Origin of the sequence: Enterobacter sp. FB, assembly GCF_000805795.1 — a bacterium.
GTDB lineage: Bacteria > Pseudomonadota > Gammaproteobacteria > Enterobacterales > Enterobacteriaceae > Enterobacter > Enterobacter roggenkampii.
Genome location: NZ_JSZC01000013.1, coordinates 1,246,665 through 1,264,633, shown reverse-complemented (window position 1 = coordinate 1,264,633; position 17,969 = coordinate 1,246,665). Strand labels below are relative to the sequence as shown.

General features: G+C 52.3%; 17 protein-coding genes and 1 pseudogene. 3 read left to right on the top strand and 15 right to left on the bottom strand.

Translation table 11 applies throughout. The features are described 5' to 3' along the window. Positions 1–263: 263 nt before the first annotated feature. Complete coding sequence (gene dcp / locus PI91_RS13065; protein ID WP_039266311.1) at positions 264–2,297, bottom strand: peptidyl-dipeptidase Dcp; 2,034 nt, start codon at positions 2,295–2,297, stop codon at positions 264–266. 142 nt (positions 2,298–2,439) lie between these two features. On the opposite strand from dcp, the gene ydfG reads away from it, so the two are divergent. After that, a complete protein-coding gene (gene ydfG / locus PI91_RS13060) occupies positions 2,440–3,186 on the top strand; it encodes a bifunctional NADP-dependent 3-hydroxy acid dehydrogenase/3-hydroxypropionate dehydrogenase YdfG (protein ID WP_023292548.1) in 747 nt (248 codons plus the stop codon). 91 nt (positions 3,187–3,277) lie between these two features. Continuing rightward, on the top strand, positions 3,278–3,964 hold the full coding sequence (locus PI91_RS13055; protein ID WP_039266310.1) for a GntR family transcriptional regulator: 687 nt from the start codon (positions 3,278–3,280) through the stop codon (positions 3,962–3,964). Between the two features lie 35 nt (positions 3,965–3,999). On the opposite strand, the gene PI91_RS13050 is transcribed toward PI91_RS13055, so the two are convergent. Then, positions 4,000–4,431 (bottom strand): universal stress protein, encoded by a 432-nt coding sequence (locus PI91_RS13050; protein WP_023292549.1) that lies wholly within the window; start codon positions 4,429–4,431, stop codon positions 4,000–4,002. Between the two features lie 287 nt (positions 4,432–4,718). Between PI91_RS13050 and ydfZ the strand changes: the two genes are divergently transcribed. After that, entirely contained in the window at positions 4,719–4,922 is a 204-nt protein-coding gene (ydfZ, locus tag PI91_RS13045) for a putative selenium delivery protein YdfZ (RefSeq protein WP_014883679.1), read from the top strand. Positions 4,923–4,965: 43 nt separating this feature from the next. Here ydfZ and PI91_RS13040 read toward each other — a convergent pair whose 3' ends face one another. The 13 genes and pseudogenes from PI91_RS13040 to PI91_RS12985 all read right to left on the bottom strand — a co-directional run bounded on the left by PI91_RS13040 (position 4,966) and on the right by PI91_RS12985 (position 17,967). Beyond that, positions 4,966–6,429: a mannitol dehydrogenase family protein gene (locus tag PI91_RS13040; protein WP_039266309.1), complete on the bottom strand. Its 1,464-nt coding sequence runs from the start codon at positions 6,427–6,429 to the stop codon at positions 4,966–4,968. A 222-nt stretch (positions 6,430–6,651) separates the two neighbouring features. Then, a pseudogene (locus PI91_RS13035) lies at positions 6,652–7,935 on the bottom strand (MFS transporter); the annotation flags it as partial. A gap of 139 nt (positions 7,936–8,074) precedes the next feature. Beyond that, positions 8,075–8,464 carry a S24 family peptidase gene (locus PI91_RS13030; protein ID WP_039266307.1) on the bottom strand — a complete coding sequence of 130 codons (390 nt, stop codon included), beginning with the start codon at positions 8,462–8,464 and terminating at the stop codon, positions 8,075–8,077. A 107-nt stretch (positions 8,465–8,571) separates the two neighbouring features. Further along, positions 8,572–8,733: a zf-TFIIB domain-containing protein gene (locus PI91_RS26630; protein WP_157841589.1), complete on the bottom strand. Its 162-nt coding sequence runs from the start codon at positions 8,731–8,733 to the stop codon at positions 8,572–8,574. A 15-nt stretch (positions 8,734–8,748) separates the two neighbouring features. Beyond that, the gene (locus tag PI91_RS24185; protein ID WP_052232731.1) at positions 8,749–9,132 is read right to left on the bottom strand and encodes a hypothetical protein; all 384 of its coding nucleotides are present in this window, start codon (positions 9,130–9,132) and stop codon (positions 8,749–8,751) included. After that, positions 9,132–10,799: a hypothetical protein gene (locus tag PI91_RS25325; RefSeq protein ID WP_084635619.1), complete on the bottom strand. Its 1,668-nt coding sequence runs from the start codon at positions 10,797–10,799 to the stop codon at positions 9,132–9,134. The genes PI91_RS24185 and PI91_RS25325 overlap by 1 nt, the downstream gene beginning before the upstream one ends. 63 nt (positions 10,800–10,862) lie before the next feature. After that, on the bottom strand, positions 10,863–11,522 hold the full coding sequence (locus tag PI91_RS13015) for a hypothetical protein (RefSeq protein WP_039266306.1): 660 nt from the start codon (positions 11,520–11,522) through the stop codon (positions 10,863–10,865). 9 nt (positions 11,523–11,531) lie between these two features. After that, positions 11,532–12,656: a baseplate J/gp47 family protein gene (locus tag PI91_RS13010; RefSeq protein ID WP_039266305.1), complete on the bottom strand. Its 1,125-nt coding sequence runs from the start codon at positions 12,654–12,656 to the stop codon at positions 11,532–11,534. A gap of 3 nt (positions 12,657–12,659) precedes the next feature. Continuing rightward, positions 12,660–13,025, bottom strand: coding sequence for a hypothetical protein (locus PI91_RS13005; protein WP_039266304.1), 366 nt, complete (start codon positions 13,023–13,025; stop codon positions 12,660–12,662). 9 nt (positions 13,026–13,034) lie between these two features. Then, positions 13,035–13,664, bottom strand: coding sequence for a phage baseplate assembly protein V (locus tag PI91_RS13000; RefSeq protein ID WP_039266303.1), 630 nt, complete (start codon positions 13,662–13,664; stop codon positions 13,035–13,037). Beyond that, a complete protein-coding gene (locus PI91_RS12995) occupies positions 13,661–14,779 on the bottom strand; it encodes a phage late control D family protein (protein ID WP_039266302.1) in 1,119 nt (372 codons plus the stop codon). Before PI91_RS12995 ends, PI91_RS13000 begins: the two co-directional genes overlap by 4 nt. Positions 14,780–14,782: 3 nt before the next feature. Next, positions 14,783–15,820, bottom strand: coding sequence for a hypothetical protein (locus PI91_RS12990; RefSeq protein ID WP_039266301.1), 1,038 nt, complete (start codon positions 15,818–15,820; stop codon positions 14,783–14,785). An 11-nt stretch (positions 15,821–15,831) separates the two neighbouring features. Continuing rightward, the gene (locus PI91_RS12985; protein ID WP_039266300.1) at positions 15,832–17,967 is read right to left on the bottom strand and encodes a hypothetical protein; all 2,136 of its coding nucleotides are present in this window, start codon (positions 17,965–17,967) and stop codon (positions 15,832–15,834) included. Between the last annotated feature and the right edge of the window lie 2 nt (positions 17,968–17,969).

Here is a 17,969-nt window from a genome sequence, read left to right as displayed (position 1 = left end):
CACCTTTATTTAACGGCAAAGAATAATAAAAATTTATAGTTAAAACCCTTAAGCTTAAAGAACATTTGATTTTTACAATCCAGATCAAATTATTAGCTCTCTTACAGCCTGAATTCGGTTAAATACATCTCCCGGAGGGAGTGACCTTTAACCTCGCCGGTTTTATTTATAAAGAACATAATCTTAGTTTTTATGCTGTAACGGTTACAGGCGTATAAAAAACCGGGCGTAAAGCCCGGTTCTTTTTTCATACGGCATTGACTCTATTCGCTCAATCCGCGGTTATCCAGCATCGGCTCAATCTTCGGATCGTGCCCGCGCCAGTTGCGATACAGTTCGGCTAAATCTGTGCTGTTCCCGCGCGACAAAATGGCCTCGCGGAATGTCTGCCCGTTTTCACGCGTCAACCCGCCCTGCTCGACAAACCACTGATAGCCATCGTCAGCGAGCATCTGCGTCCACAGGTAGGCGTAATACCCCGCCGCGTAGCCGCCGCCGAAGATATGGGCAAAATAGCTGCTGCGGTAGCGCGGCGGAACGGCAGGCAGATCCAGCCCCTCTTTCTTCAACGCTGCCGCTTCAAAATCCTCCACGCTCAAAACGGCCTCGCTGATGCCGTGCCAGTTCATGTCCAGCAGCGCGGCACCCAGCAGTTCGGTCATGTCATAACCCTTGTTGAAATGGGTCGCGTTTAGCATGCTTTCCCGCAGCGCGTCCGGCATCGGTTCGCCGGTTTCGTAATGGCGCGCATAGTGGGTAAACACCTGAGGATGGCTGGCCCAGTGCTCGTTGATTTGCGACGGGAACTCAACGAAATCACGCGGCGTATTGGTGCCGGAAAGCGTGGCGAAACGCTGGCTGGCAAAGAGACCGTGCAGCGTATGGCCAAACTCGTGGAACAGGGTTATTACGTCATCCCAGGAGAGAAGCGCGATACCGCCATTCGCCGGTTTCTGGTAGTTACAGACGTTGTAGATCACCGGACGGGCAGCAAACTCGAAGGATTGCTCGACGAAATTCCCCATCCATGCCCCGCCCTGTTTGGAATCACGGGCAAAGAAGTCGCCGTAAAACAGCGCCATGCCCTCGCCGGTGTGGTCGAAAATTTCCCATACGCGGACGTCCGGATGATACACCGGGATATCAAAGCGTTCGACGAAGCGAATGCCAAACAGCTGGCTGGCAGCCCAGAATACGCCATCCTGCAGCACGGTATTGAGCGCAAAGTAGGGCCTGATCTGCGACTCATCGAGGGCATATTTTGCCTGGCGCACGCGCTCCGCATAAAAGGGCCAGTCCCAGGCCTCCACGGTGAAACCGCCCTGCTCGTCGTCGATGACTTTCTGAATATCGGCCTGCTCGCGTTCCGCGCGGGCGCGGGCGGCAGGCACAATGCCGCGCATAAATTCCAGCGCGGCGGCCGGGGTTTTCGCCATCTGGTCAGCGATGCTCCAGCTAGCGTAATCCTCAAAGCCCAGCAGACGGGCCTGCCGCGCGCGCAGCGCCGTCAGACGAAGAATCAGCGCGCGGGTGTCGTTTTCGTCCCCTTTCTGGGTACGCGTCCAGCCTGCGTTGAAGAGGTTTTCGCGGGTCTGACGATTGCGCAGCGCGGAAAGCGCGGGCTGCTGGGTGGTGTTCAAAAGCGGGATCAGCCAGCGATCGTTTAGCCCTCGCTCCGCGGCAGCCTGCGCCGCGTCAGCGATCTCCGTTGCGCTGAGCCCGTCAAGCTGGTGCGCATAATCCACCACCAGCCCACCGGTCTTATCGGCAGCCAGCAGACGCTGGTTAAACTGGCTGGTCAGGGAGGCCGCCTCGGTATTCAGCGCCTTCAGCTCGGCCTTTTCTGTCTCATTCAGACGCGCACCGGCCAGAATAAACCGCTGATACAGCTCCTCGACCAGACGACGGCATTCGGCGTCCAGCGCGGCACGGTCCTGCCAGACGCTCTCCACGCGGGCGAACAGCGCGTCATTCAGCCAGATATCGTTTGCCAGCGCGGCAAGCTCGGTGGAGAACTGTTCTTCCAGCTCCTGTAAATACGGATTGGTGTGCGCGGAAGTCATGGCGAAGAACACGCTGCTGACGCGCGCGAGCAAAGCGCCGCTTTTCTCCAGCGCCAGCACGGTGTTAGCGAAGTCAGGCGCAGCGGCCTGAGCGACAATCGCGTCAATGTCCGCCCGCTTCTGGCGAAGGGCTTCATCGAAGGCCGGACGATAGTGGCTGTCGTCGATCTGATCAAAATGGGGGGCCTGGTAAGGCAGCAGGCTGATGTCAAAAAAGGGATTCGTGGCCGTCATCTTTCACTCCTGAGTACGGGTATCCTCCCAGAGTAGGCCAGGCCGCCATCCCCTGCAACGCTGTCATACAAATGTTGCCTTAACGCACCCTCTGCGGCCGTGCTATGTTAGTTAAACACAAAAAGCGTTGAGGAACAGTGAGATGATTATTTTAGTTACCGGGGCAACGGCAGGTTTTGGTGAAAGCATCACGCGTCGCTTCGTCGCCAACGGGCACAAGGTTATTGCAACGGGCCGCCGTCAGGAACGTCTGCAGGAGCTGAAGGACGAATTAGGCGACAGCATCCTGACCGCGCAGCTGGACGTGCGTAACCGCGCGGCGATTGAGGAGATGATTGCCAACCTGCCCGCCGAGTGGCGCGCCATCGACGTGCTGGTCAACAATGCCGGTCTGGCGCTGGGCATGGAGCCGGCACACAAAGCCAGCGTGGAAGACTGGGAAAACATGATCGACACCAACAACAAAGGGCTGGTCTATATGACCCGCGCGGTGCTGCCGGGCATGGTTGAGCGCAATCGTGGCCACATTATCAATATCGGTTCCACCGCCGGGAGCTGGCCTTACGCGGGCGGCAACGTTTATGGCGCGACGAAAGCGTTTGTGCGCCAGTTCAGCCTTAACCTGCGTACCGATCTGCACGGCACCGCCATTCGCGTCACCGACATCGAGCCGGGCCTGGTGGGTGGCACCGAGTTTTCCAACGTGCGTTTCAAAGGCGACGACGCGAAAGCGGACAAAACCTATGAAAACGCGAACGCCCTGACGCCGGAAGATGTCACCGAAACGGTCTGGTGGGTGGCGACGCTGCCAAAACACGTCAACATCAATACCGTAGAAATGATGCCAGTCAGCCAGAGTTTTGCCGGACTTAGCGTCCATCGTGGCTAACGCTGCCCTTCCCGGCCTGCGGGCCGGGTCTGTTTCGGATTATAAAAGAATGGTAGTATGTTCGGGCTAACTCTCTGAGAAATGACAACTCATGGCCGCTGAATCGCAACTCAATCCCACCCAGCCCGTAAACCAGCAAATCTATCGCATTTTGCGACGTGATATTGTCCATTGCCTGATCCCACCGGGAACGCCGCTTTCAGAAAAAGAGGTCTCCGTGCGGTTTGACGTTTCCCGTCAGCCGGTGCGTGAAGCGTTTATTAAGCTTGCGGAAAACGGTCTGATTCAGATCCGCCCGCAGCGCGGCAGCTACGTGAACAAAATTTCACTCTCTCAGGTGCGCAACGGCTGTTTTGTTCGTCAGGCCATTGAATGCGCGGTGGCGCGCCGTGCCGCAACGCTCATCAACGACACGCAGTGTTACCTGCTGGAGCAAAACCTGCATCAGCAGCGGATTGCGATTGACCGTAAGCAGCTGAATGATTTCTTCCAGCTTGATGATGAATTCCACCAGAAGCTGGCGCAGATTGCGGATTGCCAGCTGGCCTGGGACACCATCGAAAACATCAAGGCCACCATCGACCGCGTGCGTTATATGAGTCTCGATCACGTCTCTCCGCCGGAAATGCTGCTCCGACAGCATCATGATATTTTCAGCGCGCTGGAAAAACGCGACCCGGACGGCGTGGAAAAGGCGATGACGCTGCATCTGCAGGAAATCAGCGAATCCGTGCAGCTGATTCGTCAGGAAAATAGCGAGTGGTTTAGCGAAGAGTAATATTACGCCGCCCCCTTTCGGACGCGGCGATGGGTTTAGCGAACGACTAACACCGGAATTGTGGCGTAGCGCAGGATAGATTCCGCATTTGATCCCAGCAGATGGGTGGTGATGCCCGGGTTTTTCGACCCGATGACGATCGCGTCATATTCCCCCTCTTTGCTCAGCCTGATAATTTCATCGCGGACGTTGCCAAAGCGAACCAGGCTGTCAATTTTCTCCGGCGAGATGTCGAACAGCCTTTTTAAGGCGTTCATTTTCTTCCCGGATTCCTCAGTCATATATTCTTCGAACTTTTTAATATCGGCGTTAAAACCGCGCAGCAGGGATCGGCTGCTGGTCGGCAGAATATTGACCAGTGTAATCGACGCGCCCTCGGCCTTCGCGAGGTTAGCCGCGTGGCGAACCGCTTTGTCGCTCAAATCCATTTCAAATACATCAACAGGCATCAAAATCTTCTTATACATAAGCCTGGCTCCTTATTCCGATGAAAGGGTTATTTCCTGTACCCAGAATGGCATCGGGAATATAAACCAACCCTCAACGCTTCCCTGCTGAAACTATCAGTTAATGAAAATAACGGTCTGCTTTGTCAATTGCTGTCGTGAACGGTCAGCGCCCGACGCAATAAAGAAAAAAGTGTGAGTTTGATCAAAAACAAAAACATCTGATGCAGACAGGCGTATTTATATGCCCCGTGAACGGCAACCCTGAAATAACGCCGTAACGAACAGGTTAGAGAGGAGAAAATACCATGATGACATACGACCGTAACCGCAATGCAATCACCACCGGCAGCCGCGTCATGATTAGCGGCACAGGCAAAACTGGCGTGATTAAAGCGATCCACAGCGACGGGCTGGATGCCGCGCAGGTGCGCCGCAGCAAAACGGTTGAAGTGGAAGGATGCGAAGGTAAGTTCGAACCGATTGAGCTGATTCGCCTGGGTATGCACTAAACGGTGCGCAGACATGCCGCCGCGAACGGCGGCATGTGCTGAATTACCGTTGAGACACGTACTGCGCCACGGTCGCTTTCGCGCCCTTTTGCAGCAGCGTCTGGTATGCCTTCATCACCGCATCAACAAAGACGGCTTCACGCGGTAGCTCCTTGCCAAAGATGGCTTCAATGCCGAGCAGCGCCCTGACCCGGCTTTCCCCTTCCGCACTGCCTTTAACCGCCGCCTGAATCGCTGCCAGCTGCGGATCGCTCACGTCAATTGCGTTACCCTGCTCATCCACGCCGCCGACATAGCGCATCCACCCTGCCACGCCCAGCGCCAGCAGCGGGAAAGGCTTCTGATGCACCAGGTGCCAGCGCACGGAATCCAGCATGCGCTGCGGAAGCTTCTGGCTGCCGTCCATCGCAATTTGCCAGGTCCGATGGCGCAGGGCCGGGTTGCTGTAGCGGGCAATCAGGAGATCGGCATAGCGTCCTAAATCGACGCCTTTGACCTTCAGCGTAGGCGCCTGCTCGTTAAGCATCAGCGCGTGCGCGGCGATGCGGTAGTTTTCATCTTCCATACAGTCGTTAATATGCTGATAGCCCGCCAGATAGCCCAGGTACGCCAGGAATGAGTGGCTGCCGTTAAGCATGCGCAGCTTCATCTCTTCAAACGGGATAACATCTGACACCAGCTCGGCTCCGGCTTTTTCCCACGCTGGACGGCCGGCCACAAAGTTATCTTCGATCACCCACTGACGGAACGGTTCACAGGCCACCGCCGCCGGATCGCGCACGCCGGTAAGCTGTTCAATTTTATCCAGCGTGTCGGGGGTGACCGCAGGCACGATGCGATCCACCATCGTTGACGGGAAAGTAACGTGGGATTCGATCCAGTCCGCCAGTTCACCGTCTACCGCACGGGCGTACGCGCAGGTGACATTGCGCATCACGTGACCGTTCTCCGGCATGTTATCGCAGGACATCACGCTAAACGCAGGCAGACCCGCCGCCTTACGCCGCGCCAGCGCTTCCACGATCACACCCGGCGCAGATTTCGGCTGGTGCGGGTTTTGCAGGTCTGCGACGATAAAAGGGTGATCGAGCATCAGTTGCCCGGTCGCCGGGGAATGGCAGTACCCTTTCTCGGTGATGGTCAGCGAGACAATCGCCACCTGCGGTTCGCACATCGCGGCCAGCACGGTCTCGAGCCCGTCAACCTGCGCATGCAGCGCCTTTTTTACCACGCCAACCACGCGGGAGGTCCACGCATCGGCAGACATTTCCGCCACGGTATAGAGATTATCCTGCGCGTTCAGATCGGCAATCTGCTGTTCGCCGCCAATCAGGTTAACCTCACAGTATCCCCAGTCGCTACCGTGTTCCACGGCGAGGATGTCGGCGTACACTGCCTGATGCGCACGGTGAAACGCGCCAAACCCTAAATGAACGATGCGTGCTTTAAGGCTGTCGCGATCGTACTGTGGAAGCGTCGCGTTGGCCTGTAATAAGGTATTTTCCATGATTAAGACTCGTTAATTAGAAAGCTGTGGATCGCTGCCGCCCATGCTGAAGCGGCAGCGCCTGCTGACTACACCAACTAGAATGGTAGCTGGGGTAAAAAAAGTGAACTGCCATCAACCATACTGATACTGCCGTTTGAGTTTTTGATTTATATTAACTTTTGTTCATGTGGTGTGACACAAAATCAAAGTTGTGTGACAGGCAACGCAAGTTATAAACCATCAGCGTCTTGAGGAGACGGCACCGTAACCGACCGTCTCTTTCGGCGCAGACTCGGCTGCGTCTTGCGCCGCGCTTAAATCACGGTCGCGCACTTCCGGCATCAGGATCGCCGAGATCAGTCCAATCACGGAATAGGCCACCAGCATGGCGACAATCGGCCACCAGGAGCCGGTCATATTGCAGAAAATCCCTGCCAGTACCGGACCAAAGCCCACCGCTACGAGCCCGCCCGCCTCTTTGGAGATCGCCATACGGGTAAAGCGATTTCGCGAGCCAAACATCTCCGCCATGGTGATATTTTCCAGCGCAAACAGCCCCAGCACGGCGAAGTTATGGATAACGATGATGCAGAGCATGATCGTCCCCGGCGCATAGCTCTTATCGACGATGATCGACAGCATCGGATAGGCCAGAATAATGGCGGAGATATTGAGAATAATGTACGGCAGACGGCGCCCCACTTTATCGGAAAGCCAGCCCAGCAGCGGAATGGAGATAAACCCGAGAATGGAGCTGATCATCAGCGCATCGGTCGGGATGGCCTTATCGAACAGCAGCGTCTGCACCAGATAGCCCGCGAGGAAGGTCTGGATCAAACCTGAGTTGCCTGCCTGGCCGAAACGCAGGCCGGTCGCCAGCCAGAAGGATTTGCTTTTCACCATGGAACCCAGTGAGGTGTCCGGCTGCGCAGCTTGCACATCGTTCACTTTCTCAAAGACCGGGCTCTCCTTGAGGTTCATACGCAGCCAGATGGCGAAGATCATCACCACGACGCTGGCGAGGAAAGGCACGCGCCAGCCCCAGGCGAGCAGCTGTTCACGATCGAGGGCAAAGAACATGATGGCCCAGATCGCCGTTGCGCTCAGCGTCCCGCAGTTAGTCCCCATCGCCACCAGCGAGGAGATGATGCCGCGTTTACCTTTCGGCGCGTACTCCGCCAGCATAGTTCCGGCCCCGGAGATCTCGGCCCCGGCACCGAGGCCCTGAATAATGCGCAGCGTCACCAGCAGCACGGGGGCAAAAATCCCGATCTGCGCGTAGGTCGGCAGGACGCCAATCAGCGTGGTGCAGATCCCCATCATGGTGATGGTAATGAACAGCACCTTCTTACGACCAATGCTGTCGCCCATTCTGCCGAAGATAAAGGCGCCGACGATGCGCGCAATATAGCCTGCGCCGTAGGTGCCCATCGCGAGGATCAGCGCCATCGCGGCGGACTGTTCCGGGAAGAAGATCTCATGGAAGACCAGAGCGGCACCCAGCGAGTAAAGCTGGAAGTCCATAATTTAAAGGTGCAAAAAATGAAAGCGTGAGTATGTAGAAAGTAAGCAGGTAAAAAGCAAAGTGTTAGCGCAAGACGAATCATCACCTTCTGTGTGTTTGAGTTGTTTTGCGCTAATTTTTTGCCCCATATATGCCCCATCACATCACCGGACAATCATCAAACTCACCAGACCGTGCATCGTTGATGATGTAGGTGATCACACCAAAAACCGGACGCGACGTATCCGATACCTCATCCTTTGAGGGTAATGGCTCCCTCCTTCCATTTTCAGGGTTTTCCAGACAAGGATGCTGAAGCGTCCTGTAACGCATGACCCTGAACTCACCATCAATAGCACACACAAGCAGAGAACCGTCCTTCGGCGTCAGCGACGAGTCAACGATAAGCATTGCGCCCTTCATTATGCCAGCGCGCAGGTATGTAGAGCCCGCTACCATCATGTAAGTGGCAGAAGGATGAGCGATAAAACGCTTGTCGAGTGATATGCGTTCTTCAACGTAGTCTGCTGCAGGACTCGGGAATCCCATGATGCACCTCCGATAGTTACTGTGTATGCATACAGTATTATTGATCGGCACTATCGATCAATATGCGGAATGCAAAAAAGCCCACCAAAGTGGGCTTTATCATCTAATCAAACCGGTTCGTCAAAGTCGCATTCAGGACAAATCCAGCACAGAAAGCCGTACCGCTCCCCCTGATACATTTGCGTTCCGCAGATAGGGCAGAATCTAACTGCTGTTGATTCTGCTGATGACTGAATTTCAGTGGACTGTGAATCGTTGGTTTCTGGCATATTTTCTCCACTCATTTATGGGTATTGGGCAATGATTGCAGCCCTGTCACTAGCATATTGCGTCTTGCGTGTATTGATTTGAGCCAGTACAGCATCTTTTTTTGTTGTCTCATTTACCCCATCGTTTACCGCTGCTGCAAGCCAAGCCCTGTTTAAAGACTCTATGTCTTGCTGATATGTAATGCTAAGAGCTGATAGTGCTTGTTTCCTGAGCTCTGCATTGGTTGGTGGCTGGGGTTCGTTTGGGTTTGTAAATACTCCATCGGAATAATTCCAGCCAATAGCTACAGGGCTATCTGTTTTGATTGCTTCCCCTGACGCTGGCGACCACTCACCTTCACCATCCCATACAACCACATTTGTTACGACGCCATTCTCAACTACAGCATACAGACTCATTAGCAATACTCCTCAACAATGATAATCCCTGCACCGCCTCTTCCGCCGTATTGAGTTGATGCAGAAACCTGGCTAATGCCACCTGATGCACCAGATCCATAAATACCATCGTTCCCAGCTGCATTTCCGACTCGCCCTCCAGGACCGGCGCTCATAATGCTGCTACCTCCAGCTCCTGATATCCCGCCATTTACTGGTGGCATGATTGCTGCAGAACCTGATTGCCCAAATGCATTGATCTCTCCACCAGAACCAAGACCCCCAGCGCCGCCAGACATGATGTATGACGAATTATTTGTTGCAGCCGTACCTGCACCACCATCGCCGCCTGATGCTGAGCAATATGAACCGAACGATGAAGATCCTCCCGCGCCGCCTGCATATCCTGACTGGCCGCCAGGTATCCCGCCAGCACCAACGGTGACGCTAACAGGAGTAAATCCGGTTCCTACTGTTATTGTTGCCTCTGAGTAACCTCCAGCACCGCCTCCACCACCTATTGCGGTAAATCCGCTATTTGTATTACCAGCCGCGCCGCCACCACCACCGGCACCGATTACTCTGACCTTAATTAATTTTGCGTCTGATGAAGGGGTAAATGTTCCGCTGGCTGTAACAAATCTGCGGCGAAGGAAACGCCCTGGCATTGCTTTAGCGAATTCGGTTGTAGCGATCTGCGTATTATTTGTTGCAGCAGCGGCTGTCGGTGCGGTAGGAACAGATATAGTGCTATCAAGGATAAGCCATGATGATGCGGATGCAGACCATTTAACCGTTACATGACTGCCAGATGCGATTTCTCCGGCGATCAGTGTCTGCCCGAACTTATTAAGCACAGGAAACGCACCGAGCGAACATACATTAAGCGTGCTTGAAGTCGTGTTCGCATTGGTTGCCTTGAAGTTTACTACCATCCCGTCAGATAGCGTCAGAATACCGGGGTTGATATTAACCACATAGGCATTCGCCACTCCGGTATCAGCGGCATAAGTCATCGTACTCCGCTGAATGCCGTCAACAATACCACCCTGTGGAAGGAAAGGCGCGTTCGCATAAGTGGCAATATTTCCAGCCGTAACTGTGGTTGCGCCCTGAGCAACGGTGATCACATACAAGCCGATACAGCCTGAATCAGGGGAAGGTGTAACCTGAGTTCCGGTCGTTGCGGCTACACCAGCTTTGAGTGATACAGTGCAAACGCCCTGGCGTACGGTGTATTGCGCTGTGCCGCTGTTGTTTGGGCCGCTCCATGCAACAGATGGGTTGGCAGCATTGTAATAAGGCAATACAGTTGAGCCGCCATCCACATCGGCATACGTCGCCTGAATAAGGTAGTTAATGCTATAGCCAGATGTTGATGGGGCTGTCAGCGTAAATTGCTGTGCATCAAGCACATACCCCTGCTTTAAAATGCTGTGAGTGGTATCAGCTGGCAGTGAAGAATAGGCGGTTCCGTCGATATTTTGCAGGCTGTAAATTTGCCCTGCTGCAACGTTCACAACCATTGATGCCGGGCTTGATGGTGTGCATGCGAGTCCATGAACGTACGTATTACCCCCCATCAAAGAAGACGCAAGCTTTGCCAGCCCCAGCATTGCATATTTGTTGGTATTAAGCAGATCTGTTTCGAGTGGAATTGCTCCAGGATAGACAATCTGACGGTTCATATTTTTCCCATACAAAAAAGGCCGCCCGCTGGCAGCCTGTCTATTAATTAAGTTAACGGTAAATTATTCGATACGAACCCACACGGCGGTTCCTTCCATCTTCACAGAGGCTACTGCAGCGTAAATTTGCGCATCAGTGACGCTGGTTAGCTCTGAGTAAGAAGCGTACTTACCGCGAGATGGCGTGTTGTACCCTGAAACCGTCGATGTGTAACCACCAACATAAGGAATTCCGGCACCAGTTGGACGATACGCTATTACGAAAGCCTGATATGGCATTGACATGGAACCATAAGCACCGGCTACACCATACCCCATGCATGGCATGCTGTAGCCTCCGCAATCCTGTGGCCTTGATGGTTCGATTATTTTAGGCGTATGCCCAGTCAAATCCTCAAGAACCTTAATAATCGCCTGCCTTGTTCCCCTTTCCCTGAATAAATTAATCCTTATGATATTGAGAAAATCTTCATCAGTTTGCCCAGCCTGGCGTTTTATCCTTTCGCCGAAAAAATCGTTGGCGATAATATCAAGCCATCCATCTGTAGCAGTGAGTATCCTAGTCTGCAAAACAGCATAAGCGTACAGTTGATAGACCCATGAAAGTGCGGATGCCAGACCATTTAAGACAGCATCAAGTATGGGGTTTGAATCGTTAAACCACTGTACGGGCAATACTGATTTCAGCCTTCTGACGAAATCATCCTGGTCACCGGTTGCCATGTTACCCTCTTAACTTATTACGATGGTGCCTGAGCGAATAACCTGCTTCACGGTTGCGGTTAAATCGGCCGTTAGCCCATTTATTGTGATGCTGGTTACGTTTGTAACGTAGGGGCTGGCACCATATGCAAGAGATGCAATCTTTGTTACAGGAAGTGATTGCCCCAGCGTCAGAGTAGCAATGTAATTGGCGATCGCAGCATTCACGAGGGCAGTAATATCGCCATGCACCGCAGAAGAAGAAGTGGTAATAGTCGCTGATACATTGGCTGTTACGACAACCGGTGCAAATACACCGAAAGTGGTCGTAAACCCCCTCACTGCGTCTATTGCTGTGTAAACAGTATTAAGGAATCCGCTAGTCGGGCTGCCGGAACCATCATCAACAACGGCATAGAAATATCCATATTGCGTGGCCCCTGCGTAACTTTGGTTTTCCACTACCTGATAAGAAACGCCCTGCTGAACGCTTGAAATCGCATACTCAATAGCTGACTTAGTTGCTTTAGATAAAGAGGCCACCCACAACTGAAACCTCGTTCTCGCTGCATCATCAGACTCGGCATCTGCTCCGTTTGCAAATGAGCTTGCGTTGGTAACTGTATCTATTCCAGGAATCGCTCCCACGATTACGGTAACTGTATTTGCTGAGGCATTTCCTGCAGAACCGGCAGTAACAGCAGATACAGGGACTGTTACCGAAGCCGTAGACGCTGGCACAACATACCCTGATTGCGTTGCGTCATATGCCGGGTTGGATGTATCAGCAACAACCATAAATGATTGCGTGCCGTCAGTGGTCTGAACTTGCGAACCGGTGGGTATAAGTGCGGCATTTGTCGCTGTGAAACGAGAGAATGTTACATTACCCGTGGCGGAAACTGCTGGCTCACGATAGAAACCGAAGTCAGCAAACCACGAATCCAGATCTGATCCAGAGCATGTGGAAGCTCTGGTAATGACCAACAGATTGACAATTAACTGCTGCAGCCAAAGGATAACGCCGCTATTTGACTCAACTATAGCTCGCAAGATGCTGCCGATAGCAAAATCCAGCAGTTGAGTGCTTTTAGTCTGAATGGCTGTAACCTGCTGCGTTACAATGTCGGAGAACGACTTAATATTTAGCGCCACGGCTTACCTCGTAATATCGAAATTAAGGAATTCAGCAGTTCCCGAGACTGAGTCGTTGTATCTGACATCTACGTTTACGCCGTTATCTATCGTTTTTAACGTCACTACAGGCTCCGGTATCCTTGCCACGCAGTCCTCTAGCTTCATCTGACCTAGAATCAGCGCTTTCCATTCCGAGACGTTAACGTGCTCACCGATTTTCTTCCCTAGCCCCGCCCCATATTCAGGGTGAAAAACAAGCTCGCCTGGATTGGTGATCAGTCGACGTAAAATCCTTTGTTTTCTTCTCTCCGTGCCGGTAACAGACAAAAGGTCGCCGCTTGGCGACGCGGATAAATCCGTGCCCACATAGTGGAAAATGTCAAACATGATTTTGCCTTAGGTGGTTGGGCTGTCAGTGGTATTTGTAGTTCCGCTGCCTGTCTGGACGCCGCTATGTTTGTGACCATTGTATTTGATACGCAGATCGCCAAGTGAGCCATGAGTACCATTCTGGTCTTTTACTGAGCCTGATGACTGGAAATTCCCATTGTTCTGCATGTTTGCATTAATGGTCATTCCATCTGACGCAGTATGAGTCGATGTTCCATTTCCATTCAGGGAAAACACGGTACCTGCCTTGTCCTGTATCACTACTGCCCCACTGTTGAGGAACTTCAGCATCGACCCTGACTGATGGACTATCCAGAGCTCACCAGAGGGAGGGCCAGGGCTCCTGTCTTCATTGTTATAGAATTGGCCGCCTGCCATTCCTACGCCGATCGTGCCTGAGTCAAAATCAATCTGAACCTCTGCACCTATCATCGGCCCTGCCGCAAAACCCCATCCATTACCTGCCCACGGAGTGCCAAGAGGAATCCATCCCGTTTCTTCACCAGTAGGCTGCAGCGATGCCTTAATGGCATACTCTTTCGGGTCATAGGCTGTAATTACCCCCTGCCTCGTGCCAGAAAATCCAGCAAAAGCTTGCTGAGCCCTCATCGCAATGAGGTTATTTAGCTGGTTCATTCTGTTGTTATCTCCAGAGCAGGAGAGTGATTCTTGCCGGTGATATACATCGTATAGCCGCTATCCCAGTCCATGCGCCGACGCACTGAATCACACCAGTAATTCTGATCGTAAAGCGACTTCGTGCCTTCTATCCTGACCAGCGTGCGTGGCGTTAGCAGATTGTCACCGGCTGTTGAGCAGGAAAACTTAAGCTCATGAAGAACCACGTCTCGGTATATCTTCTCAGCCATTGCCTGGGCTTGTTCCGGGTTTAACCCGTTACGGATGATGCGATAAACCTGTGTTTTCGGTGTTGATGCACCAGGCGATAGGTTTTTCGCCGTTTTTGGGTAGTAGGCAGTAAACTGTTTGTTTTTGGTCTTTGAGTTCCACGACATAACCTCAACGGTTACTCCCTTTGAGATGGTCAGTGCGCGGGAGAATCTCAGGTCTTCAGAGACGTTAGCCTGCGGATATAGGTTTATCGCCCCAGGCGGCTGATACTTGATGACATAACTGTCACCAGACATCTGGCTCGCCTCCGGGTGGAAGTTCAGAGTATCTCCATCAACCCAGACAGAGTAGTTCTCAAGAGCTGCAAGCGTTGTCAGCAAGTCCCACTCAGTTTGCTCACCAGTAAGGTGCGCAGAGTCAATCTGATAGAATTCACCAAATCGCTGAGAGGTCGCAGTGGCGCTTATCTTAAGCCCCTGCCGCTTAGCCAGGATTTCCGCTATCTGGCTGGAAGTGTAGTTCTTGAACGTTTCCCCTGCCGTCTTGGCATCAATGAAAAGGGCCGCGAAATCGCGACCCTCACATGAGATGCTAAACCGCGCTGGGTCATAGTCCCACGTATCAACATTACCCTTAATCAGGCTCTTAGAGTCCACTCCAGCGGCGGAGGTAATATCTGCCCAAAGCTCTACCGTCACAGTAGTGGTTTTCGCCCACCAATCTAACTGCATATCAGGTGGCAGCGCAGATATGACAAGCTCAACGCTGTAAGTGCTGGCGCCACGGAATCCGTTGCTGGTCACATCATACGATTTGAATGGAACTGATACCCCATTCAGATAACAGCGGCCAGACACATGCCTCACGTCTGGCGCGATAATAGGGTTGTTCACATCCATAAATTACCCCGGATAGGAAGCTTTTGAAGCCTGTGCGGACGGCGTGGTAGGAACCTGAATCGAGTTAATACCTGTGAGTTGTGGATCGTCAATTCCGTTAACTGTTGCCAGGCTTTCCCACAACGTAGCATCTCCATACTGGTCGGAAGCAATCTGGTAGAGATTGCCACCTGACAGCGTAATGGTTTTAACCCCGTTAGCCGTTTGGCCGGTTCTGACGTTTTTATCGACACGCCCAAGCACATTAGACAGGTTGTAAAGCGCTGGAATGCGAGTCATGCCGTCTGCCTGAGTGAGAAGGTTGTTCACGGTTTTTGAAATCGGGAACCCAGGAACAATTCCGCCAAGCGTTGTTATCGTGTTAAGCGAGTTTTCGAGCGACGAGATGTTGGTCTGGATAATCTGCTGGGCAGCGATAATGGGCCTGACTACAGTTTGCACCGTGTCAACGGTAGCAGTTGCAAAGTCAGAAACCGATTGTACGGCGCTCTGAACAGTGCTTACTGCATCGGTTACTGTCTGGATGTCGATAATGTTTGACAGCCCCACAGCCTGCCCTATATCGCTATTTATCAGCGCATTTAATGCACCTGTAAGCGAGTCAACGGAAATCGGGTTATCATTGCGCTGAATAACAGCCAGTGAAATCGAGTACGGCTGACGGTAAGCAAACTCGTATGTCGGGTTAAAGTCAGTGATGACTACGTCAAACGAGTAATTATCAAGCGTCAGCGTTAGCTTCTGCCCGGCGTCACGCATGGCCATCAAAAACGAGACGCGCGACTTGGTAGTTGAGCCGGTGAAAATACCAGACCAGGTAATCGGATCGTACTCAACGCCAAGCACGTCAATAAGCCGCTTCCCACCAATCATCTGGTGAATTGCAACCTTTTGACGGCCTGGTATCACTATCCTTTCCGGTATTTCAAAGTCCAGGAACTCAAAGGTTCCTGACGTGCCGGAAAGAATCAACCTTGTTGCGGAAAGGTCAAACCCCTGCGCTACGCCAGCAAGCGAAGACAGTTTTCCAAAAATAGCCATTTAGTCTCCTGTTAGCGCGGAACAAGGCTGCCCATTCCTGCATGGATAAGGTTCATTGACGAGTCCACACCGGATGGGCCTGTAGGCGCTCTTGAGGCCTGTTTTACCTGGTGGGTGGTGACACCTTCAGCGATTTTCTTACCGTCCATATGCAGGTTAGAGTAAACCTGTATCATCTGGTCGTTTTTTGAAACAACTTGGGGAGCAGACATGCCTGCAGCAGTCTGACGCATTCCTTCAGCAAATGACTGGCCGCCAGTAGTTTTAGCAGATTCAGTGTAGATTCCACTTACTGGTGCCTTACCTTCGCCAGATGTTATTGAGTGAATGTCCTGCATCAGCTGCAGTGCATTTCCCTTCACATTCTGCTCTGAAGATGTCAGGAAATTAGCGCCAGGAATTTTATTCAGAATGCCAATGATGTAGTCATAAATCCCATTCCACCCGCGCTGCATTTTACCAGCGAAACTGTCAAAGCCTTCCTCTACCGGCTTAATGAAGTTTGAGTAAACATGATTTCCGACCTGTTTAAGCATGGTGCCTATATCAGACATGATCATGCCAAACTCTTCGCCCATCTTTTTGGCTTCTGACTTAATTCTGTCCCAGTTTTTGTAAATCAATAAACCGGCAGCAGCTGCAGCCATAGCTGCCCATACCAAGGGACCGCCGAGTACGCCAACAAGTGAGCTAACCACGCCAAGTGATGACACTACCCTTGCAGCCATTATCGCAGCACCAAGCAACGTAACGGCGCCAGCAATCGTGGTTAGTCCCGCAGCTGCTGCAATGGCGTATGTGGCCATTTTCGTGAGCGTAGGATGCTTCTCGGCAAACTCAGACATCTTGTCAAAAAGCTTGGCAAGGCCCATGGTGAGCTTGGTTACAGTAGGCAAAAGTTGCAGTCCAATTACAGCCTTAAGATTTGTCCACGAACTTGACAGAGCAAGAGCAGCACCATCCGGAGAATTCATGTACGTGTCGTAAGCCGCATTGTAGTCCTGAGCATGCCGGAATATGGCGGTGTCTTTGGCAAACTTCGTTCTGTTCAGGATGTGCTGACCGATAAAGTTACCGGTGTTCCTGTTGAAGTTCTTCGCAATAAGCTCAGCAACCTGCTCATCAGTCATTCCCTGACCAAATCTAGCCCTGACATTCTTTGCCATTTCAGCAGCAAGCTGATCAGGATTTGCAAACATCGCAGCATACTGTGACTTCAATCCGCCAGCAAGCAAGGATTCTCCGCCGATGCTTTGCATGTAGATCTTGCGTTCGTCAGCAGACATGCCTTTCATGGCATCCTGCATCAGTTTCAGGCGATTTTTGCTTACCCCCTCTTCATACATTCCAATATCGGCAAGGAATCCTTTTGCCTTCTTGTCCATGTGACCGCCAATGAGCGAGCTGAACGCCGTCATTAGCGCGGTACCAGACTGGAAGCCGCCATTCATCGACATCAGTCCGGCGAACTGACCATACAGATATTCAGGAGAGAGAAGCGCGTAAGCCATCTTGCCCGTTTGAGATGCCTGCAGGTAATCTTTTGGGCTCACGCGGTTACGTGTCGCTAGTTGAACCTGCGTAGCCATCGCAAGTTCTTTCTGGAACTCTTTAGGGTCGTTTACTACTTTTCCACCCCTGTGCTCCAGGGCGCGAGCCATGGCGTTTACTGCGCCATCTGCTGCTCTCTCACCCAAAGCAGCCTTTACGACAGTCTCATATCTTGTGAACTGAGGTGCAAATTCGAGGGCGTGATGCAGATCGCCAAAGGCAGTATGCAAGTCCTGAATGAGTCTGATGTTACCAGCAATGGTTGAGCCAAGCGTCTTGTGCGTCTGCTCCATTGCTTTTGCATTAACCTCTGCCATCTCAGTAGCATTCAGGTTAAGCGTCTTGAAATCTGCCTGAGCTCTCGCCACATCCTTCGCAGACTTTAATGCAGCGTCGAGACCTTTGGTTAAGCCGAAGCCAATGGCCATTAAACCGCCGCCGACGGCAGTCATTTTACCAATGGATGTTAATTGGTTTCTTAGTCTGGCAGCGCTGTTTTCAGCTGCAGCAAAATGCCTTGTTAGGCCAATCAGTCCTGCAGTTACGTTTTCGGTAAGACTCAGCCTGACCGCAACTTTATACGCTTCGATATCCATTA

Bases quoted from the DNA above. Each gene is read 5' to 3' on its own strand.
- PI91_RS13030 (WP_039266307.1), bottom strand. From the start codon at position 8,464: ATGGGATTCCCGAGTCCTGCAGCAGACTACGTTGAAGAACGCATATCA.
- PI91_RS13015 (WP_039266306.1), bottom strand. From the start codon at position 11,522: ATGGCAACCGGTGACCAGGATGATTTCGTCAGAAGGCTGAAATCAGTA.
- PI91_RS13040 (WP_039266309.1), bottom strand. From the start codon at position 6,429: ATGGAAAATACCTTATTACAGGCCAACGCGACGCTTCCACAGTACGAT.
- PI91_RS24185 (WP_052232731.1), bottom strand. From the start codon at position 9,132: ATGAGTCTGTATGCTGTAGTTGAGAATGGCGTCGTAACAAATGTGGTT.
- ydfG (WP_023292548.1), top strand. From the start codon at position 2,440: ATGATTATTTTAGTTACCGGGGCAACGGCAGGTTTTGGTGAAAGCATC.
- PI91_RS25325 (WP_084635619.1), bottom strand. From the start codon at position 10,799: ATGAACCGTCAGATTGTCTATCCTGGAGCAATTCCACTCGAAACAGAT.
- dcp (WP_039266311.1), bottom strand. From the start codon at position 2,297: ATGACGGCCACGAATCCCTTTTTTGACATCAGCCTGCTGCCTTACCAG.
- PI91_RS13050 (WP_023292549.1), bottom strand. From the start codon at position 4,431: ATGTATAAGAAGATTTTGATGCCTGTTGATGTATTTGAAATGGATTTG.
- PI91_RS13000 (WP_039266303.1), bottom strand. From the start codon at position 13,664: ATGAACCAGCTAAATAACCTCATTGCGATGAGGGCTCAGCAAGCTTTT.
- ydfZ (WP_014883679.1), top strand. From the start codon at position 4,719: ATGATGACATACGACCGTAACCGCAATGCAATCACCACCGGCAGCCGC.
- PI91_RS13055 (WP_039266310.1), top strand. From the start codon at position 3,278: ATGGCCGCTGAATCGCAACTCAATCCCACCCAGCCCGTAAACCAGCAA.
- PI91_RS13005 (WP_039266304.1), bottom strand. From the start codon at position 13,025: ATGTTTGACATTTTCCACTATGTGGGCACGGATTTATCCGCGTCGCCA.
- PI91_RS12985 (WP_039266300.1), bottom strand. From the start codon at position 17,967: ATGGATATCGAAGCGTATAAAGTTGCGGTCAGGCTGAGTCTTACCGAA.
- PI91_RS12990 (WP_039266301.1), bottom strand. From the start codon at position 15,820: ATGGCTATTTTTGGAAAACTGTCTTCGCTTGCTGGCGTAGCGCAGGGG.
- PI91_RS12995 (WP_039266302.1), bottom strand. From the start codon at position 14,779: ATGGATGTGAACAACCCTATTATCGCGCCAGACGTGAGGCATGTGTCT.
- PI91_RS26630 (WP_157841589.1), bottom strand. From the start codon at position 8,733: ATGCCAGAAACCAACGATTCACAGTCCACTGAAATTCAGTCATCAGCA.